This is a genomic window from Leifsonia shinshuensis (assembly GCF_022606355.1).
GTDB classification, from domain to species: domain Bacteria; phylum Actinomycetota; class Actinomycetes; order Actinomycetales; family Microbacteriaceae; genus Leifsonia; species Leifsonia shinshuensis_B.
Genome location: NZ_JAHHZQ010000005.1, coordinates 420,220 through 446,706, shown reverse-complemented (window position 1 = coordinate 446,706; position 26,487 = coordinate 420,220). Strand labels below are relative to the sequence as shown.

The following is a 26,487-nucleotide window of genomic DNA, read 5'->3' as shown; positions in this document are numbered from 1 at the left end:
TGCCGTCCGTCTGCGCCGGGGTACCGGCGCTCGGGCTGCCGGGGGTCGTGTCGATGGGTCAGTCCCGCTTTCGGTCGACGGTCGTGTCCTGCTGCTGCATGGCCTGCTCGACGATCCGGTCCACAGCGTCGCGCGTGTCGCCTGCGCTCCTGTCGTTGCGGCGCGTGTCGGAGTCGAGATCGGCGGTCGCCGCCTCGACGAGTGCGATCTCCTCGTCGAGCATGGGATCGCGCTTCTTCCGCCGGTCGCGCCGTTTGGACGATCCGGACCGGAGAATCATCCCACCGATCTTCTCGGAGTTCGCTGCGAGGATCGGGCCGAGCACGGCCATGATGAGCACGTACAGTCCCGCGAACGGCACGATGCGGGGGTCGAGCCCCGCACTGATCGACAGCGTGGCCAGGATGAGCGCGAACTCACCGCGGTTCTGGAGGATGACCGTGGTGTTGATCCCGGCTTGCGGGCCGAAGCCGTTGATCCACGCGACGAACTGACCGGCGAGGATGTTCAGCACGATCGTCATGGCGACCGCGATCAGCACCGGACCGAGAACGGACGGGAACTTCGCCGGATCGAGCTCGAGGCCGAAGTTGAGGAAGAAGAACGCTGCGAACACGTCGCGCAACGGGATGGCGATGTGCTCGATCTTGTTGCGGTACTTCGTGGCGCCGAGCACCAGCCCGATGAGGAAAGCGCCGATCGCGTCGGTGACCCCGAGGATCTCGCCGATCCCCGCGAACAGCACCGCCAGGCCGAAGAAGAGGATCGTGAAGAGCTCGTCGTCCTTCGTGTGGAACAGCCGGGAGACGTATCTCCCGCCGAACCGCGCGAGGGTGAACATCACCACGAGGAACAGGAACGCCACGGTGAGCTTGCCGACCACCGGCCACAGCTCGGTCTCGCCGCTCAGCACCACCGACACGATGGCGAGGTAGATCGCGATGAAGATGTCCTCCACCACGGTGACGCCGAGGATCATCGGCGTCTCGGTGTTGGGCAGGCGCCGCAGCTCGATGAGCAGCTTCGTCACGATCGCGGACGACGACGTGGCCGTCATCCCGGCGATGATCAACGCCTCCCTGGTGCCCCAGCCGACCCAGAAGCCGAACGCGAGCCCGACGCCCATGTTGATGAGGATGTAGGAGCCGCCGGAGACGACGAGCTTGCCGAAGTTGCCGAAGAACTCGTCCTGGTCGAACTCCAAGCCGAGATTGAACAGCAGCAGGATGAGCCCGAAGATCGCGATGAGCTCGATGTAGTTGCTCTCGAAGCTCAACGGGAACCAGCCGGTGTGCGGGCTGGCCAGCAGGCCGACGAGCATGTAGATGGGGATCGCGGGAAGGCCCACCAGCTTGCCGAGGCGCCCGAGCACGTACGCGACGAGCAGGAGGATGCCGAGAATGATGAGGTCTTCTCCGAGATGCATGGATCAGCCTCCCGGCGGCGCGTCGGCGGTGGCGCGCACGGCGGTCTCGCCCGTGCGGAAGAACGCGAAGGCCTTGGCGACCTTCTCGGGGGTGCCGGCGACCACGAGGGTGTCGCCGGGGAAGACCTTGAAGTCGGGGGCGGGCGCGGGATTCGCGGAGTCCCCGCGCACCACAGCCACCACGGTCAGGCCGACGAATCCGCGGTCGGCGGGGGCGCCCAGCTGCTGGCCGGCGATGTAGTCCTCGTAGTCGACGCTGAACCAGTCGATGCTCAGGCCGGGCATCTGGTCGAGAGCCGTGAGCGACTCGGTGATCTGCGTGCCACCGAGAAGCTCGGCGAGCGTGTGCGCTTCGTCTTCGTTGAGGCGCAGCGAGACCTTCGTCACATCGGCGCCGTCTTCGTGATCCGAGAACGTGACCAGGTCGCTGTGCCCGGAGCGATGCGCGATGACGCCGACTTTGCCCCCGTCGTCCGTGACGAAGGTGTGCAACACCCCGACCCCGGGCAGTTTGACCCGTCGAACGTCAACCATTTATCCGTCTCCATCCGTTGCGGGCACTGGGTTCCAGTCTACCGGAGGGAGATTTCGGACTCTTTTCGATCGTTCAACGACATCTGATAAGCGAGGGTTGATATGTATGACATCCGGTGGTCACGCAGCGGCGAACGCGCAGAGGAGGGTGCGGCCGGCGACCGGCCGCACCTCGTTACTCCTTCGCCGGCTCGGCCCCGTCGTTCTCCGCCGCCTTCGCACGCGAGGACCGCGCCTTGGCCGCGGCCTGGGTCGCGGTGCGGGTGACCTCTGCGGCCTTCGCGGCCGCCGCGTCCACGTCGACGATGTCGGGGGCCTCCAGTCTCACCCGGTCGGCCGAGGCGTCGTCCGGCTGCAGCTGGCTCTCGCGCTCGGCGGCCACGCGCTTCAGATAGGTCTGCACTTCGCGCTCCTCGCGAGCGGTGTCCCAGCCGAGTACGCCGGCCATCAGCGAAGCCGCGACGGGCGCCGCCGAGACGCCGCGGTCCCACGCCTCGATCGAGATCCGCGTGCGGCGGGCGAGCACGTCCTCCAGGTGCAGGGCGCCCTCGTGGCTCGCCGCGTACACGACCTCCGCACCGATGTAGTCGTCGGCGCCCGGAAGCGGGGTCGCCAGCGACGGGTCGTCGCGCAGGAGGGTGAGGATGTCCTCCGTCAGGGTGCCGTAGCGGTTCAGCAGGTGCTCGACGCGTGCAGGGTGGAGTCCGGACTCGCGCGCGATCCTGCCGCGCCGGTTCCAGGCCGCCTGGTAGCCCTCTGCGCCGACCAGCGGGATCTCCATGGTCGTGCTCGCGGGGATCTTGCCGTCGAGAGCGTCGACGGCCGCGTCGATCGCGTCCTTCGCCATGACCCGGTAGGTCGTCCACTTGCCGCCGGCGATCACCACGAGTCCGGGCACGGAATGCGCCACGAGATGCTCGCGCGACAGCTTCGAGGTCTCCTCAGACTCGCCCGCGAGCAGCGGGCGCAACCCCGCGTAGACGCCCTCGACGTCCTCCCGGGTGAGCGGCACATTGAGCACCTGGTTGACGTGAGCGAGCAGGTAGTCGATGTCTGCGGCCGTCGCCGCCGGATGCGCCTTGTCGAGGTGCCAGTCGGTGTCGGTCGTGCCGATGAGCCAATGCCGCCCCCAGGGGATGACGAAGAGCACGCTCTTCTCGGTGCGCAGGATCAGTCCCATCTTCGACTGGAAGCGGTCCCGCGGCACGACCAAGTGGATGCCCTTGGACGCGCGCACCTTGAACTGGCCGCGCTCGCCGACCATCGCCTGGGTGTCGTCCGTCCAGACACCGGTCGCGTTGACGACCTGCTTGGCGCGGATCTCGAAGCGCTCTCCGCTCTCCAGGTCGTGGGCCTGCACGCCGACCACCCGCTCGCCGACCTTGAGGAAGCCCTCCACCCGCACGCGCGTCGCGACATGGGCGCCGTAGTGCGCGGCCGTCCGGGCGAGAGTGGCGGTGTAGCGGGCGTCGTCCACCTGCGCGTCGTAGTAGGTGATGCCGCCGACCAGGGCGTTGGGAGCCATGCTCGGGATCGCCTTCAGCACCTGCCGCCTGCTGAGGTGGCGGTGGTGCGGCACCCCGGGCGGGCGGCCGCCCGTGTAGGAGAAGATGTCGTAGAGCATCATGCCCGCGCCGATGTAGAACCGCTCGAAGACCCGCTTGTGCAGCGGGTAGAGGAAGCGCACGGGTTTGACCAGGTGCGGGGCGATGCGCTGCAGCAGTAGGCCGCGCTCGATGAGCGCCTCCCGCACCAGCCCGAAGTCGAGCTGCTCGAGATAGCGGATGCCGCCGTGGACCAGCTTCGAGGATCTGCTGGAGGTTCCCGACGCGAAGTCGCGGGCCTCCACGAGCCCGACACTGAGCCCGCGGGTGACCGCGTCGACGGCCGAGCCGGTGCCGACGATGCCGCCGCCGACCACGAGGATGTCGAGCTCGGTGTCCTTGAGCGCCTGGATCGCGGCCGCACGCTCGGCAGGGCCGAGCCGTGAGGGGTAGGACACGGCCACGGAGCCTGCCTCCGAAGACAGACCAGTGGAGCCGGACGGGGATGTCGTCGCCATCGTTTCCTCCTCCCCCGGCCGCCTTCGGCCGGGACCTTAGTGCGTCTGGTACGGCGCGACGACCACTTCGACGCGCTGGAACTCCTTCAAGTCCGAGTATCCCGTCGTAGCCATGCTTCGGCGCAAGGCCCCCACGAGATTCGCAGTTCCCTCGGCCACCGGTGCGGGACCGTACAGGATCTCTTCGAGCGGAGCCACCTGGCCGACCTCGACGCGGTTGCCGCGGGGCAGGAGCTGGTGATGCGCCTCGGCGCCCCAGTGCCAGCCGCCTCCGGGGGCGTCGGTCGCGCGCGCGAGCGTCGTGCCCAGCATGACGGCGTCGGCGCCGCAGGCGATCGCCTTGACGATGTCGCCGGAGCTGCCGAGGCCGCCGTCGGCGATGACGTGCACGTACCGGCCGCCCGACTCGTCCATGTAGTCGCGTCGCGCGCCGGCGACGTCGGCCACCGCGGTGGCCATCGGCGCGTGGATGCCGAGGGTGGAACGCGTGGTGGAGGCCGCTCCCCCGCCGAAGCCGACGAGCACGCCGGCCGCACCCGTGCGCATCAGGTGCAGGGCGGCGGTGTAGGTGGCGGCGCCGCCGACGATGACCGGCACGTCGAGCTCGTAGATGAACTTCTTGAGGTTGAGGGGCTCGACGCTCTTGGACACGTGCTCGGCCGAGACCGTCGTGCCGCGGATCACGAAGAGGTCGACACCGGCCTCGACCACCGTCTGGTACAGCTCCTGGGTGCGCTGGGGCGAGAGCGCGCCCGCGACGGTGACCCCGCCCTCCCGGATCTCGGCGAGCCGGCGCGTGACCAGCTCTGGCTTGATCGGCTCGGCGTAGATCTCCTGCATGCGCCGCGTCGCCTTGTCGGCCGGGAGGTCGCGGATCTCGGCGAGCAGCGGCTCCGGGTCTTCGTAGCGGGTCCAGACGCCCTCGAGGTCGAGGACGCCGAGCCCGCCGAGCTGGCCCATCATGATCGCAGTCGTCGGGGAGACGACGGAGTCCATCGGGGCGGCGAGGAACGGGATGGAGAACTGATACGCGTCGATGGTCCACGCGACCGAGACGTCCTCCGGATCACGGGTTCGGCGGCTGGGCACCACCGCGACGTCGTCGAAGGCGTAAACGCGGCGTGCGCGCTTGGCGCGACCGATCTCAATCTCCATACTCACGGGTTCAGTCTATGGCGCGGCACTGGCAGAGTAGGCCGCGTGACCGTCGAAGCAGAGCCTCTCGCCCGCCTCCGCCAGCGCACGAGCGAGAAGTGGAAGGCGTATCCCGACGACGTCCTCCCGCTGTTCGTCGCCGAGATGGACTACCCGCTGGCCCCGCCGATCGCGGCGGCCCTGCACGCGGCGATCGACCGCAGCGACACGGGTTACGTCGGCCCGCAGCGCGGCCTGGAGACGGCGTTCGCCGCCTACGCGCACGACACCTGGGGCTGGGAGGTCGACGAGGCGGGAGTGCGCACCTCGACCGATGTCGGGGTGGTCGTCGTGGAGGCGCTGCGCCGGCTGATCGCGCCGGGCGAGCGCGTGATCATCACACCGCCGGTCTACCCGCCGTTCTTCTCGTACATCCCGGAGGCCGGCGGGGTCGTCGAGGAGGTCCCGCTGCTGTCCGGCACCTCCGGCGAGCCAGGCTGGTCGCTCGACCTGGCCGGGATCGAGGCGGCGTTCGCCTCCGGCGCCAGGGCGATGCTGCTCTGCAACCCGCACAACCCGCTCGGGCTGGTGCATCCACCCGAGCACCTGGCGACTGTCGCCTCCCTCGCCGCACGGTACGGAGCCCACGTCGTCAGCGACGAAGTGCACGCCTCGCTCACTCACCGCGACGCACGCTTCACACCGTTCCTGGCTGTCTCCGACGACGCCCGCCGCGTCGGCGTCGCCGCGCACGCCGCGAGCAAGGCCTGGAACCTCGCCGGCCTCAAGTGCGCGTTCTTCGTCGCGACGGGGACCGAGATGATCGAGCGCGTGCGCGCCCTCCCGATCGAGATCGAGGAGCGCACCAGCCTGTTCGGCCGCATCGCGACCGAGACGGCCTACCGCGAGGGCGCTCCCTGGCTGGAGGGCGCGCTCGACGCGATCGAGGCGAACCGCGCACTGCTCACCGACCTGCTCGCCGAGCACCTTCCGGAGGCCGTCTACCACGAGCCGTGCGCGAGCTACCTGGCGTGGGTCGACCTCCGCGCGTTCGGCTGGGGCGACGACCCGGCCGCGCACATCCTGGACGGGGCCCGCGTCGCCTTCGCGAGCGGCCCTGCCTTCGGCCGTGAGGGCCGCGGCTTCGTGCGCGTCAACCTGGCGTGCTCTCCGGAGGTTCTGACCGAGGCCGTGCAGCGGGTCGCGCGCCTGCGGTGACGCGTTTCTCCGGCCGAGGTGGGCCGCCGGGTCCGCGCCACGGGCGCCGGGTCTCGCATCGGCTCTTTCCGCCTCGTAACCAATGCCGAAGCTGATTGGAGTAAAATACTACAAATCAAGTTCTACATCTTTATGCTGGACTCTTCGTTCAAATCTGAGCGAAGGGATCTTCACAAGGAAGGTAGACACCATGCGAACTCGTTTGCGTCGTTCATCGATTCGGAGAACACTTACGGCAGCCTCGATCTGGATCCTGTGCGCATCTGCGGCTGCCGCGGCGCCCGCGTCCGCTGAGCCGATGGCCGACGTCGGTGTTGGCATGTATGCGAAATACGACGGCCAACTCGTCGACCTCCGCGAGACGTTCCAGGAGCATTCCATCGATCTGGACCAGCCATCGACTCAGACCAACCCACGGGCTCGGCTCATCGACTTCAGCCAGTGGGTCAGCTGTTACACCTTCGGTATCCGCGATGAGGTCTTCACGATGTATACGCACTACTGGGATGGAGTTGCGCACGACGTCAGGCTTAAGTGCGGAGAGCCGGGCGGCGGGGGCTGGGGATACCGTCACATCGAAGAAGGCCATCGAACACACTGGCAGCAGAAGCTGGACGGGGCCCGAGCCAAGGGCTGGGCGGCCGAAGCCTACGGGGTTCATTCATGGGATGACCTCATGGCTGGTGCGGTGGGATCCGCAGTCACATGGCCCGAGCACATTGGAGGCAGCTTCCAGAGTGCGACGAAATGTGGTGTGACGACCCTCTATCTTGTCGACATCAACCGACCCCAGGTCGTCCTCATGTCATTCAACGTGGTTGCAGTGTGGGCCTTGAACAGCGATCGACTGATCACTGCATATCCCGCGACGAAGACTTCCTGCTGAAATGCACGCGGGGCCGCGGCGGATCACGACCGGCCGCGCCCCCGCCGCGCGAGTGCGTGATCGTCCTCCGGAGACCTGAAGCCGCTGACGACAGCAGCAAGACCGTCCAGCTCGGCGCGCAGGCGCTCCAGCAAACCCTCTCCGACGTCCTCCCAATGCACCTGCGCTCGAGGATCAGCCCATCGCACCGAACCAGCCTGGAGCCCTTCCCAGGCCTCGTGCCATTCCTTCAGCTCATCGGCAAGAGCGACGCTGATGCCCAGATCGTCCGGGGCGAGAGGACCATCTGCGCTCCACAGGGGCCACGCGTGCCCCCACTCGTTCCACATCCACACCTCGCGCATCGTCACCGCGCCCGCACCACGCGCGCCTCGTCCCACACCGGCTCGTCGGCCTCGTACACGACCCCGTCGGAGCCGAAGACCAGGTAGCGGTCGAAGCCGCGGGCGAACCAGCGGTCGTGGGTGACGGCGACGACGGTGCCCTCGTAGCCGGCCAGGCCGTCCTCCAGCGCCTCCGCCGAGACGAGGTCGAGGTTGTCGGTCGGCTCGTCGAGGAGGAGCAGGGTCGCGCCCGACAACTCCAGCAGCAGGATCTGGAGGCGCGCCTGCTGGCCGCCCGACAACGACTCGAACGTCTGCTCGGCCGACGCCGCGAGACCGTAGCGGTCCAGCACCCGGCTCGCGGCCTCGCGCGGCATCCCCGCACGACGGTCGTCGCCGCGATGCAGGATGTCGAGCAGGGTCCTCCCGACCAGTTCGGGGTGCTCGTGCGCCTGCGCGAAGAGGCCGGGGGCCACGCGGGCGCCCAGCTTCGCGACGCCCGTGTGCGGCACGGGCGCGCCGGCGACCTCCGCCGACGCCAGGTGGCCCGCGGACGGGTCGGGGTCGGTGCCGCCCGCCGCCAGCAGGCGCAGGAAGTGGGACTTGCCCGAGCCGTTGGAGCCCAGAACGGCGATGCGCTCCCCGAACCACACCTCGAGGTCGAACGGGCGCATCAGACCGGTCAGCTCCAGCGTGTCGCACTCGATCACGCGCCGGCCCGTGCGGGCACCGGTGAGGCGCATGCGCACGTTCTGCTCACGCGGCCGCTCCTGCGGCGGTCCGGCCGCCTCGAACTTCGCCAGCCGGGTCTGCGCCGCCTGGTACGCCGACGCCAGGTCGCTGTTGTACTTGGCCTTCTCTTTGAAGCGCAGCACCAGCGCCTTCAGCTTGGCCTGCTCCTCGTCCCAGCGCCGGCGGAGCTCCTCCAGCCGGGCCATCCGCTCCTCGCGGGCCTCGTGGTACCCGCCGAAGCCGCCGCCGTGCGTCCAGGTGGTGTTCCCCGCCCCGCCGAGCTCGAGTGTGACGATGCGGTCGGCGGCGCGGGCCAGCAGCTCCCGGTCGTGCGAGACCAGCAGGACCGTCTTGGGAGTGGCCCGCAACTGCTCCTCGAGCCAGCGCTTGGCCGGAACGTCGAGGTAGTTGTCGGGCTCGTCGAGGAGGAGCACCTGCTCCGGCCCGCGCAGAAGCGCCTCCAGCACGAGCCGCTTCTGCTCGCCGCCGGACAGCGAGCGCACGCTGCGGTATTGGGCGCGCTCGAACGGGACGCCGAGCGCAGCCATCGTGCAATGGTCCCAGACGACCTCCTGGTCGTAGCCGCCCGCATCGGCGTAATCGCTGAGAGCGGTGGCGTAGCGCATCTGCGTCGCGGTCTCGTCGCGTTCGATGAGCGCTTCCTCCGCTGCCGCGAGCGCCTCCGCGGCCCGCCGGACAGCCGCCGGCGCCACGAGCACGAGCAGGTCGCGCACCGTCCGGTCGTCGCGGACGTGCCCGACGAACTGGTCCATGACCCCCAGGCCGCCGTCGATGACCACCCCGCCGCTGTCGGGCCGGATGTCGCCTCGGATGATCCGCAGCAGCGTCGACTTGCCCGCTCCGTTCGCTCCGATCAGGGCGGAGACACGTCCGTCCCCGACCCGGAACGACACGTCGTCCAGCAGAGGTCGCCCGTCGGCGAGCGCGTACGAGACGCCCGATACGTCGATGTGGCCCATGGTCGGCTTCCTGTCTTCCCTGCGAGCAAAGCCTTCCAGGATAGACGAAGCGGCGCCGGGAGACCAGACGCGTCGGGCGGTCAGCGCCCTTCGACGATGCGCTGGAGCGTACCGAGGTTGTCCCGCATGCCGTTCCTGAACAGCCGCTCGGCCAGCGGTCCGAGAAGCCGAGCCGGACCGGGGAGCCCCTCCGCGCTGATGCTCCCGTCGAGCTGGAGGCGACTGCCCTGGCCGGCAGGGTGGATGCGGTAGCGATAGCGGAACGGAGTGGGACCGTCGACCGAGACGAACTCGATCTCCCGGCCGTCGTCCCTGCTGCTCACCTCGACGGTGTTGACGACGGGGCCGGTCGGCAGCCGCCGGTGCACGGCGTAACGCGTGCCGACTCCCCCGCTGCCGCTGATCCGCTCGACGCGCTGCACCGCCGAGTACCACCGTGGCGTGTTCGCGAAGTCGGCGACGAACGCGAATACCGTGCCGGAGTCGGCCTGGAGGTCGAGGTCGAGGGTGAAGCTCATCGGCTGCTCCCCGAGGCTTCGGCCTGCGGTGCGGCGAGCCGGTTGTCGAGCGCCGTCCCTGCGGGGCTGCCCTGGGTCAGCGCGCGCAGAGTGCTCAGCAGGATCTCGGAGTCGGAGGCGTCGACCGCCGTGTCGATCGCCGCATACATCGCGTCTTCGATCTGCCGGACGGCCTTCGCCGCGTCCGCACCCTCCGGGGTGAGCCGGAGCGAGAGCTGCCGCTGGTCGCGCTCGTCGGCGTCCTTCCGCACGAGGCGAGCGGCGACCAGACGATCGACGATCCGGCTGGGGCTGCTGCCGGTGTCGCAGACGAGCATCTCCCCGAGCTGCTTCAGGGCGAGGGGGCCGTGGTCCTCGAGGATGCGCAGCGCCTCCGACTGAGCCGGCGTCAGGCCGAGCGGCGACAACGCAGCCGTGAGCTGACGGTTGCCCTCGCGCTGGGCGGCGAGCACCAGGTATCTGATCTGTTCAGCCGTTCTCAACGGTTCTGCCTTCCTGCCGCGCGAGCGCCGCCTCCAGGAGCCGGGCTGCGGCCGGGTCGTGTGCGGCGAGCACCGCGGCCCCCGGGGTGCGGGAGACCAGCTGATTCACCCGCCGCGTCGTCTCATGCAAGAGCTTACGTTCGCCGACACCCGGCACCCGGTCGGCCGCCAGCAGTTCGGCGTCGTAGGTGAGGTCGCCGACGAACAGCAGGTTCGGGAGGCCCTCGCTTCTCAACAGCAACGACAGCGACCCCGCCGTGTGACCGGGCGTCGGCAGCAGCAGGAGCGACCCGTCCCCCATCACGTCGTGGGCGTGGGTGAACGGGGCGATCGAGGAGTCCTGTGTCGGTGCGGGCTCGATCGGCACCCAGTCGATTCCGGGTACGTGGACGTGCTCGCGCATCACGCCGTCCAGAACCGCGAACCGCTTGTCGGCCGACGCCAGGTCCGTAGCGCTCACCAGCACCTGTGCCGACCGCGGGAGTTCGCGCAGTCCGCCGATGTGGTCCTGGTGCAGGTGCGAGAGGATCGCGTAGCGCACGTCGGCGATGTCGTACCCCTGCGCGCTCAGCTGGTCGCCGAGCGTGGCGTGCTCGGGGATGTCGAAGTCGGCGAGGCGACGGTAGAGGTGCCCCACCACGCCACCGGGGAAGTACGACGGGTCGGTGACCGAGCGACGGTCCTGCCCGGTGTCGAAGAGGACCAGGCCGCGCTCGTGTTCGATCACGTAGACGTTGATCGGGCGCGGAGCCGTCCATTGCCGGGACGTGTTCAGCCACCACAGTCGCGGCGTCCCGTTCGTCTCGACGTGCTCGGGTCTGATTCGGACGGTTCCGGTGCTGATCACGGACACCTGTGTGATGTGCTTCATGGTTCCTCCAATAGATGTCGCGACATACATGTCGCGACATCTATTGTGACGCCGAACCACTGCGCTGTCAACCCGGCGTGGCGACCAGTCGGCACAGAACGACGGAGGGGACCCGGCCCTCAGGACCGGATCCCCTCCGTGGGTGTCGACGTGCCGCGCTCAGCGACGGTAGTTCGGCGCCTCCACGACCATCTGGATGTCGTGCGGGTGCGACTCCTTGAGCCCGGCCGCGGTGATCCGGACGAACTTGCCGCGCTCCTTGAGCTCGGGGATGGTGCGCGCACCGACGTAGAACATCGACTGGCGGAGCCCGCCGACGAGCTGGTAGGCGACGGCCGCGAGCGGGCCGCGGTACGGGACCTGGCCTTCGATGCCCTCGGCGATCAGCTGCTCATCGCTCGGCACATCCGCCTGGAAGTAGCGGTCGCGCGAGTACGACGTCTTCTTGCCGCGCGTCTGGAGCGCGCCGAGGGAGCCCATGCCGCGGTAGTTCTTGAACTGCTTGCCGTTGACGAACACCAGGTCGCCGGGCGACTCGGCCGTGCCGGCCAGCAGCGAGCCCAGCATGACGCTGTCCGCTCCGGCGACGAGGGCCTTGGCGATGTCGCCCGAGTACTGGAGGCCGCCGTCCGCGATGAGCGGCACGTTCGCCGCGCGAGCGGCCAGCGAGGCCTCGTACACGGCCGTCACCTGCGGCACGCCGACGCCGGCGACGACGCGCGTGGTGCAGATGGAGCCCGGACCGACACCGACCTTGATGGCGTCGGCGCCCGCGTCGATGAGCGCCTGGGCGCCCGCGCGGGTCGCCACGTTGCCGCCGATCACGTCGACGTGCGACGCCCGCGGCTCGCGCTTGAGGCGGTTGATGATGTCGAGCACGCCGGCGGAGTCGCCGTTGGCGGTGTCGACGACGATGACATCCACTCCCGCGTCGACCAGAGTCATCGCGCGGTCCCAGGCGTCGCCGAAGAAGCCGATCGCGGCGCCGACCCGCAGGCGGCCCTCGTCGTCCTTGGTGGCGTCGGGGTACTTCTCGCTCTTGTCGAAGTCCTTGACGGTGATGAGTCCGCGCAGGCGACCGTCCGCGTCGACCAGCGGGAGCTTCTCGATCTTGTGCTCGGCGAAGATGGCGACGGCGGAATCCGGGTCGATTCCGACCGGAGCCGTGATGAGCGGCATGCGCGTCATCACGTCGCGGACGAGGGTCGTCGACCGCTCGAACGGCGAGACGAAGCGCATGTCGCGGTTGGTGATGATGCCGACGAGCTTTCCGTCGCCCTCCACCACGGGGAGTCCCGAGACGCGGAACTGCCCGCACAGGGCGTCGACCTCTTCGACGGTCGCCTCCGCGGTGGTGGTCACCGGGTTGGTGATCATGCCCGACTCGGAGCGCTTGACCTTGTCGACGTTGGTCGCCTGGTCTTCGATGGACAAGTTGCGATGGATGATGCCGATGCCGCCGTGCCGGGCCATGGCGACGGCCATGCGCGACTCGGTCACGGTGTCCATGGCGCTGGACAGGAGCGGTGTCGCCATGGTGATCCGCTTGGTCAGGCGAGTCGAGGTGTCGGCCTCGCTCGGGATGACGTCGGTGTGCCCGGGAAGGAGCATGACGTCGTCGTAGGTCAAACCGATGAATCCGAACGGATCCGCCTGGTCCATTTCACCCCTATCAAGGTCGCGCGAGTGTGGATGTCCAATGGTAACGGCAGAACTTGGTGGTCTATTCCGCGCTGCGGTCGCCAGGCTCCGTCAGCGACTCAGAGCACGCGCGAGAGGAAGTTGCGCGTCCGCGGGCTGGCTGCGCCGTCGACCGTGAGGCGATCGGAGGCGCCCGTCTCGACGATCCGCCCGTTCTCCATGAACACGAAGCGGTCGCACACTTCGCGCGCGAACCCGATCTCGTGGGTCACGATGACCAGGGTCATGCCGGTCGTCGCCAGTCCTTTGATCACATCGAGGACTTCGCTCACGAGCTCCGGGTCGAGCGCGCTGGTCGGCTCGTCGAAGAGCATGAGCTTCGGGTGCATGGCGAGAGCCCGCGCGATGGCGACGCGCTGCTGCTGGCCGCCGGAGAGCTGAGCGGGATAGGCGTCCGCCTTGTGCTCGAGGCCGACCTGGCGCAGAAGCTCGCGCGCCTCGGCGATCGCCTCCGCCTTCGGCCGCTTCAGCACGCCGACGGGCGCCTCGATCACGTTCTGCAGCACGGTGAGGTGGGCGAACAGGTTGAAGCTCTGGAAGACCATCCCGATCTCCTGCCGCTGCCGTGCCTCCGCCCGGCCGGAGAGCTCGCGCATGACACCCCTGTGCGGCCGCCAGCCGAGTTCCTCCCCGTCGAGGACGATGCGGCCGCGGTCGATGCGCTCCAGCATGTTCATGCAGCGCAGCAGAGTGCTCTTGCCCGCTCCCGACGGCCCGAGCAGCACGACGGTCTCGCCGCGCTCGACGTCGAGGCTGACGTCATCGATCACAGTCACGTCGTCGTAGCGCTTGGTGACGTCGGTCACCTGCAGGAAGGGGCTCATGCCCGGTTCTCCTTCGAGGTCGTGTCGGCGGCACCGGTCGCGGCGAAATCGTGATCGGGGGTCGCGGAGTCGGGGAGGTCGGGCTCCACCTCGATCGTGCGGCGACCCACGCGCGACGGCGAGGAGCGCAGCGCGCGCTCGATGAAGAACTGCCCGACCGACAGGATGGAGACGACGATCATGTACCAGAGGGTCGCCACGATCAGCAGCGGGACGATGCGGAAGTTCGACGAGTAGATCTGCTGCACCGAGTACATCAGGTCGGGCACGGCGATAAAGGCGACCAGCGACGTCGACTTCAGCAGGTTGATCGTGTCGTTCGCGATCGGCGGCAGCGCGACGCGGAACGCCTGCGGGAACACGATCTTCATCATCGTGCGGGTGCGGGTCATGCCGAGGGCGACGGCGGCCTCCCTCTGCCCGTCCGGCACGGACTGGATGGAGGCGCGCAGCACCTCCGACGTGTACGCCGCCTGCTGGAGTGAGAACGTCACGATGGCCGCGACCATCGGATTGATGAGCTCCTGCGTGTTGATCGAGAGGAACACCGGCCCGTACGGGATGCCGATGTCGATCGTCGGCCACAGCAGCGACAGGTTGAACGTCAGGACCAGCAGCACCAGGAGCGGCACGGACCGGAAGAACCAGACGTACAGCCAGGCGAGCCCGCGCAGCACCGGGTTGTCCGAGAGCCGCATCGTCGCCAGCAGCCCACCGAGGAGGACGGCGACGACGATCGAGACGGCGGTGATGAGCAGCGTGCGTCCGAGGCCGGCCAGCACGTCGTAGTTCAGGAAGTACTGCCCGATCGTCGGCCAGTCCAGGGCGTGGTTGAACGCCAGACCCTGGAGCCAGCCGAGCAGGAGGAGCACGAGCAGGGCGGCGACCACCCAGCGCGCGATGTGGCGGTTGGGGATGTGCGGCGCGAGGGCCGCCGATCCCTGTTCGTGTTCGGGCATGAGGGTGCTGCTACTTTCCGACGTTGGGGTCCGGGTTGACTTCTGCCTTCGCGATGGCGTCGCCCTCGACCCCGTACTTCTTGAGGATCTTCGTGTACTCGCCGTTGGCGATGAGCTCGTTGATGGAGTCGGCGAGCGCCTGCGCCATCCCGTTGCCCTTCTTGGTGGCGATGCCGATGAGGACGAACTGGTACTTCGGGCCGCCGATGCTGAACTGGCCAGAGGTCTGCTTCGAAATGTACCCGAGGTTGGTCAGCGTCGCGGTCGTCGCGTCGACCTGCTTGCTGGTCACGGCGAGGGTCGCAGCGCCCTGATCGGCGAACGTCTGCACGCTGATCGCCTTCTTGCCCGCTGCCGTGCACTTCGTCGACTGGTCCTGCAGGACCGGGATCGCGCTGTCGGCGGCGACGACCGAGATCTTCAGTCCGCACAGGTCGTCCATGGTCGAGCCGAGCTTGGCGTCCTTCAGTCCCATGAACTGGTAGTGGTCCTCGAGGAAGGAGACCTGGTCGAACGTCTTCTCGCGCTCGGCGGTCACGTCGGCGCCGAACGCACCGAAGTAGGTGCCGCTGTTGACGCCGAGGAGCGCGTTCTCGAAGGAGTCCTGCTTGAGCGTGACCGTCGTGCCCCAGGGGCCGCCGACGGCGGTGGCGAGGTCGGTGCTGATGCCGACGATCTTGCCGCCGTCGAGGTAGGCGTAGGGCGGGTAGCCGGTGACGGCCGGCGCCACGAGGCTCTTCCCGGCGAAGGAAGCGGGCAGCTTCACGGTCGCCGACGAGGAGCTGGAGGTGGTGGAGGGGGCCGAGGAGCCGCTGGTGCTGCTGCAGCCGGTGAGCAGGGCGGCCGCTGCGGCCGCGATGCCGATGCCCGCGGCGAGGGGGCCGCGGCGGAGGGTGCGTGTGATCGTCATTCGATTCTCCCGATGGTGAGTCGCTTCAGTCCGATGGTGCGGGTCTGCTGGCACGCCGCGGCGAACTCCTCGAGTCCGCTGGTGATCGACGCCCAGATGGTGCAGGGGGTCCAGCCGAGCGGCCCGAAGATCCGGCCGCCCTTGCCGTAGAAGATGCCGACCTCCCACAGCTCGAAGTCCAGCCCGGCCATGAGCTCCTTGGGCTGGAAGAACCAGACCAGGTCGCCCGCTGCGGGGATGACCTGCTGGTTCTCCGCCGGGAGGGCGGTCGGGTCGAACGTCTGCGCGCTCTGCGGCAGGCCGAACATGATCTCCGGGCCGGCGTACATCGCGTGCATCACGTCGTCGCTCACGGGCGACTCGAGGGCGCTCCAGATCGCCTCGGCGGTCTTGGGCGCCTCGTCGAGCAGGAGCGTCGCCTCGGCTCGCGGACCCCCCTCGAACTCGAGGAAGATGCGCTTGGGGGTCGTGCTCACACGAACTCCTTTCTGATGGGGGTGGGGGTGGTCGCGACGAGCCGGCGATAGCCGTCGGCCGCTGCGATGAAGGGCGCGAGGAGCCGCGTCGCGTGGGCGCGGCCCTCGATGCCCGGCATCTTCTCCGGGTGCCATTGAACGGCCCGGAGGAAGCGCATGGGGTCGGTCCCGGACACCGCCTCGACGGTGCCGTCCTCGGCGCGGGCGGCGATCGCCAGCCCGGCCCCGAGGCGGTCGATCGCCTGGTGGTGGATGGAGTTCACGATGCCGTCGTCGGGGAGGGTGTCCGCGACCCAGCCGGCTGCGTCCACGATGTGGTGCCGGCTGAGCCGCTCCTCCCCGCTCCCGACGGCGGGGTGGTCCTCGGTGCCTGGGAGGTCGTCGATGAGCGTGCCTCCCCGGTGGACGTTGAGGATCTGGAGCCCTCGGCAGATGCCGAAGACCGGCATGCCCAGGCGCTGGGCCTCCGCGAGCAGAGCGTGCTCGGTGGCGTCCCGTGCACCGTCGGCGATGTCCTGTCCGCCCGAGAGCAACAGGCCGTCGAGCCGTCGGATGAGTGCGGGAACGTCGGGTTCGACGGTGTCGGGCACCAGCAGCGGAACGCCGCCCGCGGCCTGCACCGCGTCGGCGTACTCGCCGCCCAGGGTGTAGAGATCGGTGCGCTCTCCGAGGCCGGTCGGCAGCGGACGGCGCCAGACCGTGACGCCGATGATCGGCCCGGTCATGCGCCCAGCTCGATCCAGGTGCTCTTCACGTCGGTGTACTTGTCCACCGCGTGCGCTCCCTTGTCGCGCCCGAAGCCGCTGTCGCCGACGCCGCCGAACGGCATCGACATGTCGCCCTCTTCGTAGCAGTTGACCCAGACGGTGCCCGCGCGCAGCCGCCGCGAGACGCGGTGCGCGGCCGAGAGGTCGGTGGTCCACAGGCCGGCTCCGAGTCCGAACGGTGTGCCGTTCGCCACGGCGACCGCCTCGTCGACGTCGTCGACGGCGATCACCGAGAGCACGGGACCGAAGACCTCCACCTGTGCGATCTCCATGTCGGGTCGCACGTCGGTGAGGACCACCGGCGCGACGTAACTGCCTCTCCCCGTGCCGATGTCGTGGCGCGTCACCGAACCGGCGGCGAGCGTCGCCCCGTCCGCGACCGCGCGTTCGACGAAGCCGAGGATGCGCTCGAGCTGACGCTCGCTGACGACCGCGCCACTGGCCGCGGCGCCGCTCAGCGGGTCGGACGGGGCCATGGCCGCGGCCTGGGCGACGGCGGCCTCGACCGCGCGGTCGTGAACGTCGCGCATCACGATCATGCGCGAGGAGGCGCTGCACATCTGGCCCTGGTTGTAGAAGGCGCCCCACGCGCTGGTGCGCCCGGCCGCCTCGACGTCGGCATCGCTCAGGACCACCGAGGCCGACTTGCCGCCGAGTTCCGGCCACACCCGCTTGCCGTTCGACTCCGCCGAGTAGGCGAGGAAGCGCCGGCCCACCCCGACCGAGCCCGTGAAGGTCAGCACGTCGACGTCGGGGTGGCGGCCGAGCGCCTCCCCGACGGTGTCGCCTCGGCCCGGCACGACGTTCAGCACGCCGGCCGGGATCCCGGCCTCCAGGGCGAGCTCGCCGAGTCGGAGGGCGGACACGCTGGTCTGCTCGGCGGGCTTGAGGACGACGCTGTTCCCGGCGACGAGCGCTGGTCCGAGCTTCCAGGCGGTCATCGTGAGAGGGAAGTTCCAGGGGACGACCGCACCCACGACCCCGGCCGGCTCACGGGTGACGAGGGCGAGCGCGTCGGGCGTGGCCTGAGGCGACTCGTCGGGGAGCTTGTCGGCGAGCTGACCGTACCAGCGCAGGCACTGGGCGACGGCGCGGAGCTCGACCGCGAGGGCGTCCTGCACGGGCTTGCCCATCTCGAGTGAGATGCGGAGCGCCAGCTCACGGGCGTTGGCCTCGACGAGGTCGCCGAAGCGCATCAGGGCGCGGCCCCGCTCGATGGCCGCGGCTCGCGACCACTCGCCGCGCTCGAAGACGGCACGCGCCGAACGGACGGCGGCGTCGACGTCGGCAGCGGTGCCATCGGCGACGGAGGCGAGCACGGCACCGTCGCGGGGGCTGACGAGGTCGAACCGGCCGGCGGCGCTGGATGGGCGGCGGACGCCGTCCACGAGAGGCTCAGTCGTCCAGCTGAGACGTGCCGCCTCCTGCTGCCAGGTGAGTGCCATGACCGTCCTCTCTTCATTGGGTTGAAGTGAGGTTATGCGTTAACGGCCAGAATCGCAATCTTGAATTTAGGTTTCGGCCACTTTTGCAACAAGATGTTTACAAATCAGCCACGTTGAGCGACTCGGGGATGAGCATGGGTCCTCGCCGCACGGGTGCGAGCACGACCGATGTCTGAGCCGCAGTGACCCCGAGAGCCGCGACATCCTCGGTGAGGAACCGGTACAGCGCCTGCTCGTCGGCCACGACGCAGTCGACCAGCAGCTGGGTCGCGCCGGTGCAGGCCGCGCAGAACCGCACCGATGGATGCCGGCCGAGAGCCTCCCCGACCTTCTCCACCCGGTCGGGCGACACCTGCAGCCACGTCAGAGCCTCCACGCGCAGCCCGTGGAGCGCCGGGCTGATCTCCGTGCGCACGTGCAGGACACCCGCAGCGAGCAGGGCGTCCAGTCGGCGCTTCACGGTCGGCGGCGTCACGCCGATGCGCTCGGCGACCTCGCTGGCGGAGGCGCGACCGTCCTCCGCGAGAACGTCGACGAGCCGCTCGTCGTCCGCCGTCAGCGTCACCCTGCCGGTCGGCCGGGGACCCTCGTCGTCGCTGCTGCGCAGCTGGGCGAGAGTCGCCTCGGGCAGCGGAATGGCGGTCCAGTCGAAGCCGGAGCGGAAGAACTTCAGCACGGTCCCCACTCGCACCGACACCAGATGGTCGAGTTCGGGCAGCTCCTCCACGACCAGCCGCGCGCTCTCCTCCGGCGTGCGCGGCATGAGCTGGCAGATCACGTCGGCGCCGCTCTCGAGCACCGATACGCTCGACGCGTCCGCACGGGTGGCGAGTGCGCGGGCCACCGCCACGGCATGGCCGGGGCGGGTGGAGATCTGGATCACCAGCGGCCGCGCATCCCCGACGCGGGTCGTGTCGAGATAGGTCGACACGCGCACCGCACCCACATCGAGAAGGCGCTGGCCGCGGCGCGCGATCGTACGCACCGGCGCGTCGATCGCCGTGGCGATCAGCCCCCAGCTGGCACGTCCGTTCGCTTGGAGCGCAGCAGCGATGCGGGAGTCGAGTTCGTCGAATTCGGTCGAGATGGCCACGCCCCTACGCTAGCTGCGCCACGCGGCGCCCGGTGCGAGCGGCGGCGACCATGTCGACGCTGAGCACGATCAGGGCGAGCCAGACGATGCCGAAACCGACCCAGCGCTCCGGCGGCATCGCCTCGTGGAGCACGAAGACGCCGACCAGGAACTGGATCAGCGGCGTGACGTACTGGACGAAGCCCATGTAGACCAGCGGGAGGCGGCGGGAGGCCGCGGCGAAGAACAGCAGCGGTACCGCCGTCACCACGCCGGCTCCCGCCAGAGCGATGGTGTGCCAGGCGCCGTACTCGCCCAGAGTGATGCCCGAGGTCAGTGCGACGACGATCAGCTGTACGACGGCGATCGGCGTGAGCCACATCGTCTCGAGCGTCAGCCCGGAGACGGCGTCGACCGAGGGCCCCACCCGCTTCTTGATGAGGCCGTAGAACCCGAACGAGAACGCCAGCAGCAGCGCGATCCAGGGGAAGGCCCCGTACCCCACCGCCAGGACGACGACCGCGACGGCGCTCAGGCCGACGGCCACCCACTGGGCCGGCCGCAGCCGCTCATGCTGCACGATCACCCCGAGCAGCACCGTGACGATCGGATTGATGAAGTACCCGAGCGCCGCCTCGACCACGTGACCGGTCACCGTCGCGAGGACGTACGTCTGCCAGTTGACGTAGATCAGAGCGCCGGCGAGCGCCATCGTGAAGAGGATGCGCGGCGAGCGGAGCAGGAGGGCGAACGGACGCCACGCGCGCGTGACGGTGAGCAGCAGCGCGCAGAACACGAGGGAGAAGATCACGCGCCAGGCCACGATCTCCCACGCCGTCGTCGGAGCGAGCGCGATGAAGTAGAGCGTGAGCACGCCCCACAGCACGTGCGCGGAGATCGCGAAGATCAGTCCGGACGCGCGGTGCTCGGCAGAAGCAGAAGGCGGCGCCACCCGTCGACTCTAGCGGCGCTCACCGACACACGACGAAGGCCCGGGCGCTGCGCACCCGGGCCTCCATGGAGAGAGCTTCGTCAGCGGACGACGACCGCGAGCACGTCGCGGGCCGAGAGGACGAGGAAGTCCTCTCCGCCGAACTTGACCTCGGTGCCCCCGTACTTGGAGTAGATCACCTTGTCGCCGACGGCGACATCGAGCGGCACGCGATTGCCGTTGTCGTCGATGCGGCCCGGTCCGACGGCGACGACCTCGCCCTCCTGGGGCTTCTCCTTCGCGGTGTCGGGGATGACCAGACCGGAAGCAGTGGTCTGCTCAGCCTCGACCTGCTTGATGACGATTCGATCTTCGAGCGGCTTGATGGAGACCGACACGGTTGACCTCTTTCTTTGGTGAACTCAGTCTTTGCGAACTCAGGTGGAGTGCGGTTTGCGTTAGCAAACTCGCACGGAGAGTGCTAACCACGAGTCTAGGGGGTGCGTTAGCAGTCCCGCAACGTGAGTGCCAGAAGGTACCGTGGTGCACATGGACCGGTCCGAACTCGTCGAACTGCTGAGCCCCGAAGGGCTCCGGCTGCTCGACTCACTGCCTCCCTACCGGTCCGAGAAGGACGTGCTTGCCATGGTCACGGCGCTGCGCAAGCAGGGTCACTCCCCCGGCCTGGTGGCCGCCGTGCTCACGCAGGCCAAGCTCCGCAAGAAGGCCGCGGGCAAGTTCGGCGAGTTCGCCTCCCGCATGCTGTTCACCGAGGCCGGGCTCGAGCAGGCGACCCGCCTGGCCGTCGCGGCGCGCCACGCCGGCCGCTTCCGCGCCGCCGGGCTGACGCGCATCGCCGACCTCGGCTGCGGCATCGGCGGCGACGCCCTCGCGATCGCCGCGCTCGACCTGGAGGTCACCGCGGTGGACGCCGACGAGGTGACGGCCGCGATCGCCGCCTTCAACCTGGCCCCCTTCCCGTCCGCCACGGTCGAGCACCGCCGAGCGGAGGACGTGAGCCTGCGCTCCATCGACGGGGTCTTCCTCGACCCGGCGCGACGCACGGCAGGGCACACGGACACCGACCGGCTGACCGATCCCGACGACTACACGCCGTCGCTCGGCTTCGCGTACGAGCTCGCCACCGGTCGATCGGTCGGCCTGAAACTGGGGCCGGGGTTCGACAGAGACCTCATCCCGTCGACCGCCGAAGCCCAGTGGGTGTCGGCGGACGGCCAGGTCGTGGAGCTCGGGCTGTGGTTCGGAGCCCTGGCGCGCTCGGGGGTCCGGCGGTCCGCCCTGGTGCTCCGGGGCGACGACGCGCACGAATTGACGGCGGAGGCCGACAGCGAGGACGCCGAGACGGGTGGGCTCGGCGAGTACCTCTACGAACCGGACGGCGCGGTCATCCGCGCGCGCCTCATCGGTGACCTGGCACGCCGGCTCGACGGCCGGATGCTCGGCGACGGAATCGCCTACATCACTGCCGACGAGGCCAGCGAGTCGCCGTTCGCCGCGGGGTTCCGCATCCTGGAGTCACTGCCGTTCGCCGAGAAGGACCTCAAGAAGGCCCTCCGCGCCCGCGGCATCGGCACACTCGAGATCAAGAAGCGCGGAGTGGACGTCGACCCCGCTGCGCTGCGCACCCGGCTCAAGCTCTCGGGCGACCGGCCCGCGACGCTGATCCTCACTCGGGTCGGCGGCAAGCACACGGCGCTGCTCGCCGAGCGGCTCTGACGGCCGCCCGACGAGCGCGAGCCGGTTTCAGTACCGGTAGTTGGCGTTGAAGTTCGCCAGGATGATGCCCAGCACGATCCAGAAGATGATCGCGATGGCCACGCTGACGAAGCCGAGGATGATGCCGGTCAGCCAGAAGCCCTTGGCCTGCGGCTCCTTGCTGCGCCCGATGAAGCCGAGGACGATGCCGGCGACCCCGAACAGGAAGCCGATCCCCCAGGCGAACGTCAGGACGATGCCGACGATGCCGCCGATGAGCGACAGGATGCTGAGGATCGGCGACTTCGCGGCCGGCTGCGCGTAGGGCTGCGCGTACCCCGGAGCGGGCTGACCGTACGCGGGCTGACCGTAGCCGGGCGCCGGAGTTTGCTGACCGTACGGCTGCTGCGGCGGCTGCTGACCATACGGCTGCTGCGGCTGGCCGTACGGCTGCTGCGGCGGCTGCTGCTGGCCGTAGGGCTGTGGCGGCTGCTGGCCGTACGGCTGCTGGCCGTAGGGCTGCTGCGGGGCGCCGTAGCCGGGCGCGGCCGGCGAGACGGGAGGCGCGGGCGGGGCGACCGGGGGAACCGGCGGGACGCCGTCCGGGGCCGGTGCGGGGATGTCGGACGACGGCGGAACCGGCTGAGCGGGAGTTCCTTCCGTTCCTTCGGGCTCTGTTGCGCCTGACGGGGTGTTCGGATCGGACATTCTGCCCATCTCCCTCTCTGGTGGCTTCCTGAGAAAATGCTGTACCGACTCAATCGTCTCAGCGGGCCACGAGCCTGTCAACGCCCCATGTCAGCCCGGCAGCGCCACGTCGCCCGCAGAGATCAGGCCGCGGCCCCGCCCTCCGCCGCCACCTGGATCTCGGTCACCGGAAGCGTGGAGTCGGCGCCGAAGTCGAGCCGGCTGGGCTCGCGTCCCGCCATGATGAGTTGCGCGCCGAGCGCCGCGATCATCGCCCCGTTGTCGGTGCACAGCGACAGTGCCGGGATGCGCAAGGTCACGCCCGCCTCCGCCGCCCGCTGCACCGCGAGCTGGCGCACGCGCGCGTTGGCGACGACACCGCCGCCGAGCAGCAGGCGCGGCACTCCGTGGTCGAGGCAGGCGGCGATCGCCTTAGTGAGGAGCACGTCGGCGACCGCCTCGCGGAACGAGGCCGCCACGTCGGCGACGGGCACCTCCTCTCCGGCGTCCTGGCGCTGCTCCACCCAGCGGGCCACCGCGGTCTTGAGCCCGGAGAACGAGAAGTCGTAGCGGTGCCGCTCGAGGTCTTTGGGTTTGGTGAGCCCGCGCGGAAAGCGGATGGCGCGCGGGTCGCCGTCGGCGGCGACCCTGTCGATCTGCGGACCGCCCGGGTACGGGAGGCCGAGGACGCGCGCGACCTTGTCGAACGCCTCGCCCGCCGCGTCGTCGATCGTCTCGCCCAGCAGCTCCACGTCGGACACCAGGTGGCGGACGAGCAGCAGCGAGGTGTGGCCTCCGGAGACGAGCAGCGCGACGGTCGGCACCTCGACCGGATGACCCGGGCCGCCCGTGGCGTCGAGGACATCGGCCCCGACGTGGCCGACGAGGTGGTTGACCGCGTAGAGCGGTTTGCCGAGCGACAGCGCGAGCGCCTTGGCCGCGCCGACGCCGACCATCAGGGCGCCGGAGAGCCCGGGGCCGCTGGTGACCGCGATCGCGTCAAGGTCGGCCAGCTCGATGCCCGCGTCGGCGACCGCGGTGCGCAGAGTCGGGGTCAGCGCTTCCAGGTGGGCGCGGGCCGCGACCTCGGGAACGACACCGCCGTAGCGCGCGTGCTCCTCCATCGACGAGGCGATCGTGTTGGAGAGCAGGGTGGTGCCGCGCACGATGCCGACGCCGGTCTCGTCACACGACGTCTCGATACCGAGGACGAGCGGGCCATCGCCGGACGCGTCGGAGTGGTGAGGAATGCCGTTCATGCGATCGTGGTCTCCGGTGTCGGGACGGTCAGGCGCATGACGATCGCATCCACCCCGTCGGGCTGGTAGTAGCGGGGGCGCACGCCGATCTCCTCGAAGCCGAGCGATCGATAGAGCGTCTGGGCGCCGGGGTTGTCGGCGCGCACCTCGAGGAACACCTCGGTGACGCCGCGATGGCGGGCCTCGCCGATCAGGGCGAGCATGAGCGCGCGTCCGAGGCCGTGCCTGCGTGCGTCCGGCACGACGGCGATGGTCTGGATGTCGCCCTCGCCGGCTCCCCGCGGCGCCAGCAGGCCGCCGTAGCCGTCGACACGGTCGGTGCCGTCGACGGGAACGGCCACCAGGTAGTACCCGTGCCGGCTGCGCAGCTCGGCACGCATGGTCTCGTCCGACCAGGCGTCGGTGACGAAAGTGGAGCGCTCGATCTCCATGATCGCGTCGAGGTCGCGCTCGGTCGCCCGGCGCAGCTGCCACGACGCGGCGCCCGCGGAAGCGGGGACCCGGTCCGTCACGCGCTCACCCGCTTCGGGCCGGCGGACAGGGTGACATCGGGCGACCGCAGGTACAGCGGCTCGTCGCGGTCGAACGGGAGGCCGGCGGCGAACCGCAGTTCCGCGATCATCCCGAGCAGTCCGGCCGACACCTCCACCGCGTCCTCGCGGACGATGTCGGCGTGCGGGAGGTCGTCCGGCTTGCTGAGCCCCGGCCCGTCGAGCCGCACGGGGAGGCCGTGCTCGTCGACGCCCGAGTACGCCGTCCAATAGCGCTCGCGACGCCGGGCGTCGGTGACGACGAGCAGCGGGCCGGTGTGCCCGGCGAGGTAACGCCCGTACGCGACGGCGTCGTGGCTGACCACCGGGACGAGCGGCCGGCCGGCGCCGAAGGCGAACGCCGTGGCCGCGGCGATGCCGACGCGCAGGCCGGTGAACGGACCGGGACCCATGCCGGCCACGACGCCGGAGAGCGCGGAGACGCTCGTGCCGGAGGCGTCGAGCGCCGCCCGGATGAGGTCGCCGACGACCTCGGCGTGCCGCATGGTGTCGGCCTCGCCTGCTTCGGCCAGGATCCCGCCGTCGCGGTCGACGACCGCGACGCTCGTTCCGGCGGACGTGTCGATGGCGAGGAGCATGACACCAGCCTAAGCGTGAAGGCGGGATCGGCGGTCTCGGGCTAGACCGTCCGCGCCGCCAGCGCACGGTTCGCGCGCTCGACGGCGCGATCGATCTCGGCAGACGGCCGACCGTGCACGATCCCGAAACACACGAGCTGGAGCGGATAGGTCGCGGCGATGACCCGCGCGCGGTGCTCGGTGCCAGGAGAGACGACGCCGGTGATCGCGTCCCACCCGTGCCACGTGGCCAACGCGGCCACATCCTCGGCGGGGTCACCGGCGCTCGCGAGGTCCCAGTCGAGCAGGCCGCACACCCGCCCGTCCGCCCAGAGCACGTTGGCTCCCGCGAGGTCGCCGTGCACGAGCGAGGGCTCCGACGGCTCCTCCAGCGCAGCCAACTCCTCGACCGCTCGTCCGCCTCGTGTCCTCGCCCGGAGATCGAGGAGCGGGAGCACCCTCTCGGTCATGAGCTCGCGCCACGCGTCGCCTCCCATGAACGCCCGCGGGTGCGCGAGGTCCGCGCGGACCGTGTCGAGCGGCACGCGGTGAAGGGCGTCGAGCAGCGACGCGAGCTCTCGCGGGTCGCCGCTGCCGCTGGGATAGGGCTCGCCCGGCAGGCGGCGTTGGGCGATCGCGATCAGCCCCTCGGCACGCACCGGTTCCGCACGAGAGCGCGGCACGGCGAACGGAAGCGGAGGGAGGCCGTCGATCACGCGCTGTGCTCGTTCGACCTCCGCCGCGGCCTGCTCGGTGCGGCTCACACGAACAGCTGTCGCGCCCACGAGCACGACCAGGTTCGCGGATCCGTGATCGACCAGTACGCGTCGATCGGGATCGGTCGATTCACCGGCCGCCCGCAGCGCCGCAGTGACCAGCTCGTCGAACAGTCGGGGGCCGGGCGCCACGAAATCGGTCTCGACCACTCTCCAACGATAGCCGCGACGGGAAGGCAATCGCCCCTGAAACGCTCGCCTCCGGGCGCTAGGCGGTCGGCCCCGCACCCCAGCGCGGGCCGAAGGCGGTGACGGTCACCGTGCGCGGCTCGTCGGCGTCGGACGCCGGATCGGTGCCCGCCTCGGACGCGCCGGTCGGCCGCACGATCTCGACCTCCAGCCACGACTCCGCGACGCCGTCGAGCATTCCCCCGCCCCACTCGACCACCACGACCGAGCGGGCGAAGTCGATGTCGAGGTCGTCGAGTTCGAGAGCACTCGAGAGGCGATAGGCGTCGACGTGGACGAGTGGCACGCCGTCGACGAGGCTGGGGTGGGTTCGCGCCAGAACGAACGTGGGGCTCGTCACCGGTCCGCGCACCCGGAGGCCATCGCCGATGCCGCGGGTGAGGGTGGTCTTGCCCGCGCCCAGCGGGCCGGTCAGCACCAGCAGGTCTCCCGCCCGCAGGAGCTGGGCGAGCTCGATCCCCAGCTCGTGCATCTCGTCGCCGGTCGCGACCGTGCGATCGA

28 protein-coding genes are annotated in these 26,487 nt (G+C 69.8%); 3 read left to right on the top strand and 25 right to left on the bottom strand.

Annotated elements, in window-relative coordinates; all coding sequences use genetic code 11:
• Window positions 1–58: 58 nt before the first annotated feature.
• The 4 genes from KNO15_RS20880 to KNO15_RS20865 all read right to left on the bottom strand — a co-directional run bounded on the left by KNO15_RS20880 (window position 59) and on the right by KNO15_RS20865 (window position 5,177).
• Entirely contained in the window at window positions 59–1,426 is a 1,368-nt protein-coding gene (locus tag KNO15_RS20880) for a cation:proton antiporter (protein ID WP_241705807.1), read from the bottom strand.
• A 3-nt stretch (window positions 1,427–1,429) separates the two neighbouring features.
• Window positions 1,430–1,960: a cation:proton antiporter regulatory subunit gene (locus tag KNO15_RS20875; RefSeq protein ID WP_208041315.1), complete on the bottom strand. Its 531-nt coding sequence runs from the start codon at window positions 1,958–1,960 to the stop codon at window positions 1,430–1,432.
• A gap of 175 nt (window positions 1,961–2,135) precedes the next feature.
• Window positions 2,136–4,022 carry a glycerol-3-phosphate dehydrogenase/oxidase gene (locus KNO15_RS20870; RefSeq protein WP_241705805.1) on the bottom strand — a complete coding sequence of 629 codons (1,887 nt, stop codon included), beginning with the start codon at window positions 4,020–4,022 and terminating at the stop codon, window positions 2,136–2,138.
• A gap of 36 nt (window positions 4,023–4,058) precedes the next feature.
• Complete coding sequence (locus KNO15_RS20865; protein ID WP_241705962.1) at window positions 4,059–5,177, bottom strand: GuaB3 family IMP dehydrogenase-related protein; 1,119 nt, start codon at window positions 5,175–5,177, stop codon at window positions 4,059–4,061.
• A gap of 45 nt (window positions 5,178–5,222) precedes the next feature.
• Here KNO15_RS20865 and KNO15_RS20860 point away from each other — a divergent pair, with 45 nt between their 5' ends.
• Entirely contained in the window at window positions 5,223–6,374 is a 1,152-nt protein-coding gene (locus KNO15_RS20860; protein WP_241705803.1) for a MalY/PatB family protein, read from the top strand.
• Window positions 6,375–6,672: 298 nt separating this feature from the next.
• Window positions 6,673–7,260 (top strand): hypothetical protein, encoded by a 588-nt coding sequence (locus KNO15_RS20855; protein ID WP_241705801.1) that lies wholly within the window; start codon window positions 6,673–6,675, stop codon window positions 7,258–7,260.
• A 23-nt stretch (window positions 7,261–7,283) separates the two neighbouring features.
• Here KNO15_RS20855 and KNO15_RS20850 read toward each other — a convergent pair whose 3' ends face one another.
• From KNO15_RS20850 to groES, 15 genes are all read right to left on the bottom strand, one after another.
• Window positions 7,284–7,610, bottom strand: a complete 327-nt coding sequence (locus KNO15_RS20850; RefSeq protein WP_241705799.1) for a hypothetical protein — start codon at window positions 7,608–7,610, stop codon at window positions 7,284–7,286.
• Window positions 7,607–9,295: an ABC-F family ATP-binding cassette domain-containing protein gene (locus KNO15_RS20845; protein WP_241705797.1), complete on the bottom strand. Its 1,689-nt coding sequence runs from the start codon at window positions 9,293–9,295 to the stop codon at window positions 7,607–7,609. Before KNO15_RS20845 ends, KNO15_RS20850 begins: the two co-directional genes overlap by 4 nt.
• Window positions 9,296–9,375: 80 nt before the next feature.
• The gene (locus KNO15_RS20840; protein ID WP_241705795.1) at window positions 9,376–9,813 is read right to left on the bottom strand and encodes an SRPBCC family protein; all 438 of its coding nucleotides are present in this window, start codon (window positions 9,811–9,813) and stop codon (window positions 9,376–9,378) included.
• Complete coding sequence (locus tag KNO15_RS20835; RefSeq protein ID WP_241705793.1) at window positions 9,810–10,295, bottom strand: MarR family winged helix-turn-helix transcriptional regulator; 486 nt, start codon at window positions 10,293–10,295, stop codon at window positions 9,810–9,812. Before KNO15_RS20835 ends, KNO15_RS20840 begins: the two co-directional genes overlap by 4 nt.
• Window positions 10,282–11,166 carry an MBL fold metallo-hydrolase gene (locus tag KNO15_RS20830; protein WP_241705791.1) on the bottom strand — a complete coding sequence of 295 codons (885 nt, stop codon included), beginning with the start codon at window positions 11,164–11,166 and terminating at the stop codon, window positions 10,282–10,284. The genes KNO15_RS20835 and KNO15_RS20830 overlap by 14 nt, the downstream gene beginning before the upstream one ends.
• Before the next feature lie 159 nt (window positions 11,167–11,325).
• Complete coding sequence (guaB, locus tag KNO15_RS20825; protein WP_241705788.1) at window positions 11,326–12,828, bottom strand: IMP dehydrogenase; 1,503 nt, start codon at window positions 12,826–12,828, stop codon at window positions 11,326–11,328.
• 98 nt (window positions 12,829–12,926) lie between these two features.
• The gene (locus KNO15_RS20820) at window positions 12,927–13,691 is read right to left on the bottom strand and encodes an amino acid ABC transporter ATP-binding protein (RefSeq protein WP_241705787.1); all 765 of its coding nucleotides are present in this window, start codon (window positions 13,689–13,691) and stop codon (window positions 12,927–12,929) included.
• Window positions 13,688–14,650, bottom strand: a complete 963-nt coding sequence (locus KNO15_RS20815) for an amino acid ABC transporter permease (RefSeq protein ID WP_241705785.1) — start codon at window positions 14,648–14,650, stop codon at window positions 13,688–13,690. The genes KNO15_RS20820 and KNO15_RS20815 overlap by 4 nt, the downstream gene beginning before the upstream one ends.
• Before the next feature lie 10 nt (window positions 14,651–14,660).
• Window positions 14,661–15,560, bottom strand: a complete 900-nt coding sequence (locus tag KNO15_RS20810; RefSeq protein ID WP_241705783.1) for a transporter substrate-binding domain-containing protein — start codon at window positions 15,558–15,560, stop codon at window positions 14,661–14,663.
• The gene (locus KNO15_RS20805) at window positions 15,557–16,036 is read right to left on the bottom strand and encodes a DUF3830 family protein (protein ID WP_241705781.1); all 480 of its coding nucleotides are present in this window, start codon (window positions 16,034–16,036) and stop codon (window positions 15,557–15,559) included. Before KNO15_RS20805 ends, KNO15_RS20810 begins: the two co-directional genes overlap by 4 nt.
• Window positions 16,033–16,761: a gamma-glutamyl-gamma-aminobutyrate hydrolase family protein gene (locus KNO15_RS20800; protein WP_241705779.1), complete on the bottom strand. Its 729-nt coding sequence runs from the start codon at window positions 16,759–16,761 to the stop codon at window positions 16,033–16,035. Before KNO15_RS20800 ends, KNO15_RS20805 begins: the two co-directional genes overlap by 4 nt.
• A complete protein-coding gene (locus KNO15_RS20795; RefSeq protein ID WP_241705777.1) occupies window positions 16,758–18,248 on the bottom strand; it encodes an aldehyde dehydrogenase family protein in 1,491 nt (496 codons plus the stop codon). Before KNO15_RS20795 ends, KNO15_RS20800 begins: the two co-directional genes overlap by 4 nt.
• Before the next feature lie 97 nt (window positions 18,249–18,345).
• Complete coding sequence (locus KNO15_RS20790; RefSeq protein WP_241705774.1) at window positions 18,346–19,341, bottom strand: Lrp/AsnC family transcriptional regulator; 996 nt, start codon at window positions 19,339–19,341, stop codon at window positions 18,346–18,348.
• 4 nt (window positions 19,342–19,345) lie between these two features.
• Window positions 19,346–20,272: an EamA family transporter RarD gene (gene rarD, locus KNO15_RS20785; RefSeq protein WP_241705772.1), complete on the bottom strand. Its 927-nt coding sequence runs from the start codon at window positions 20,270–20,272 to the stop codon at window positions 19,346–19,348.
• An 80-nt stretch (window positions 20,273–20,352) separates the two neighbouring features.
• Entirely contained in the window at window positions 20,353–20,649 is a 297-nt protein-coding gene (groES, locus tag KNO15_RS20780; RefSeq protein ID WP_022889766.1) for a co-chaperone GroES, read from the bottom strand.
• Between the two features lie 151 nt (window positions 20,650–20,800).
• Here groES and KNO15_RS20775 point away from each other — a divergent pair, with 151 nt between their 5' ends.
• The gene (locus KNO15_RS20775) at window positions 20,801–21,988 is read left to right on the top strand and encodes a class I SAM-dependent methyltransferase (RefSeq protein ID WP_241705770.1); all 1,188 of its coding nucleotides are present in this window, start codon (window positions 20,801–20,803) and stop codon (window positions 21,986–21,988) included.
• Between the two features lie 27 nt (window positions 21,989–22,015).
• Here the strand turns inward: KNO15_RS20775 and KNO15_RS20770 are convergent, their stop codons facing one another.
• From KNO15_RS20770 to tsaE, 6 genes are all read right to left on the bottom strand, one after another.
• Window positions 22,016–22,675 (bottom strand): DUF4190 domain-containing protein, encoded by a 660-nt coding sequence (locus tag KNO15_RS20770; protein WP_241705768.1) that lies wholly within the window; start codon window positions 22,673–22,675, stop codon window positions 22,016–22,018.
• A 122-nt stretch (window positions 22,676–22,797) separates the two neighbouring features.
• Complete coding sequence (gene tsaD, locus KNO15_RS20765) at window positions 22,798–23,913, bottom strand: tRNA (adenosine(37)-N6)-threonylcarbamoyltransferase complex transferase subunit TsaD (RefSeq protein ID WP_241705766.1); 1,116 nt, start codon at window positions 23,911–23,913, stop codon at window positions 22,798–22,800.
• Window positions 23,910–24,344 carry a ribosomal protein S18-alanine N-acetyltransferase gene (rimI, locus tag KNO15_RS20760; protein WP_241705961.1) on the bottom strand — a complete coding sequence of 145 codons (435 nt, stop codon included), beginning with the start codon at window positions 24,342–24,344 and terminating at the stop codon, window positions 23,910–23,912. Before rimI ends, tsaD begins: the two co-directional genes overlap by 4 nt.
• Window positions 24,345–24,421: 77 nt before the next feature.
• Window positions 24,422–25,042: a tRNA (adenosine(37)-N6)-threonylcarbamoyltransferase complex dimerization subunit type 1 TsaB gene (gene tsaB, locus KNO15_RS20755; RefSeq protein WP_241705764.1), complete on the bottom strand. Its 621-nt coding sequence runs from the start codon at window positions 25,040–25,042 to the stop codon at window positions 24,422–24,424.
• Between the two features lie 41 nt (window positions 25,043–25,083).
• Window positions 25,084–25,947 (bottom strand): phosphotransferase family protein, encoded by an 864-nt coding sequence (locus tag KNO15_RS20750; protein WP_241705761.1) that lies wholly within the window; start codon window positions 25,945–25,947, stop codon window positions 25,084–25,086.
• Between the two features lie 58 nt (window positions 25,948–26,005).
• The gene (gene tsaE, locus KNO15_RS20745) at window positions 26,006–26,458 is read right to left on the bottom strand and encodes a tRNA (adenosine(37)-N6)-threonylcarbamoyltransferase complex ATPase subunit type 1 TsaE (RefSeq protein ID WP_241705960.1); all 453 of its coding nucleotides are present in this window, start codon (window positions 26,456–26,458) and stop codon (window positions 26,006–26,008) included.
• Between the last annotated feature and the right edge of the window lie 29 nt (window positions 26,459–26,487).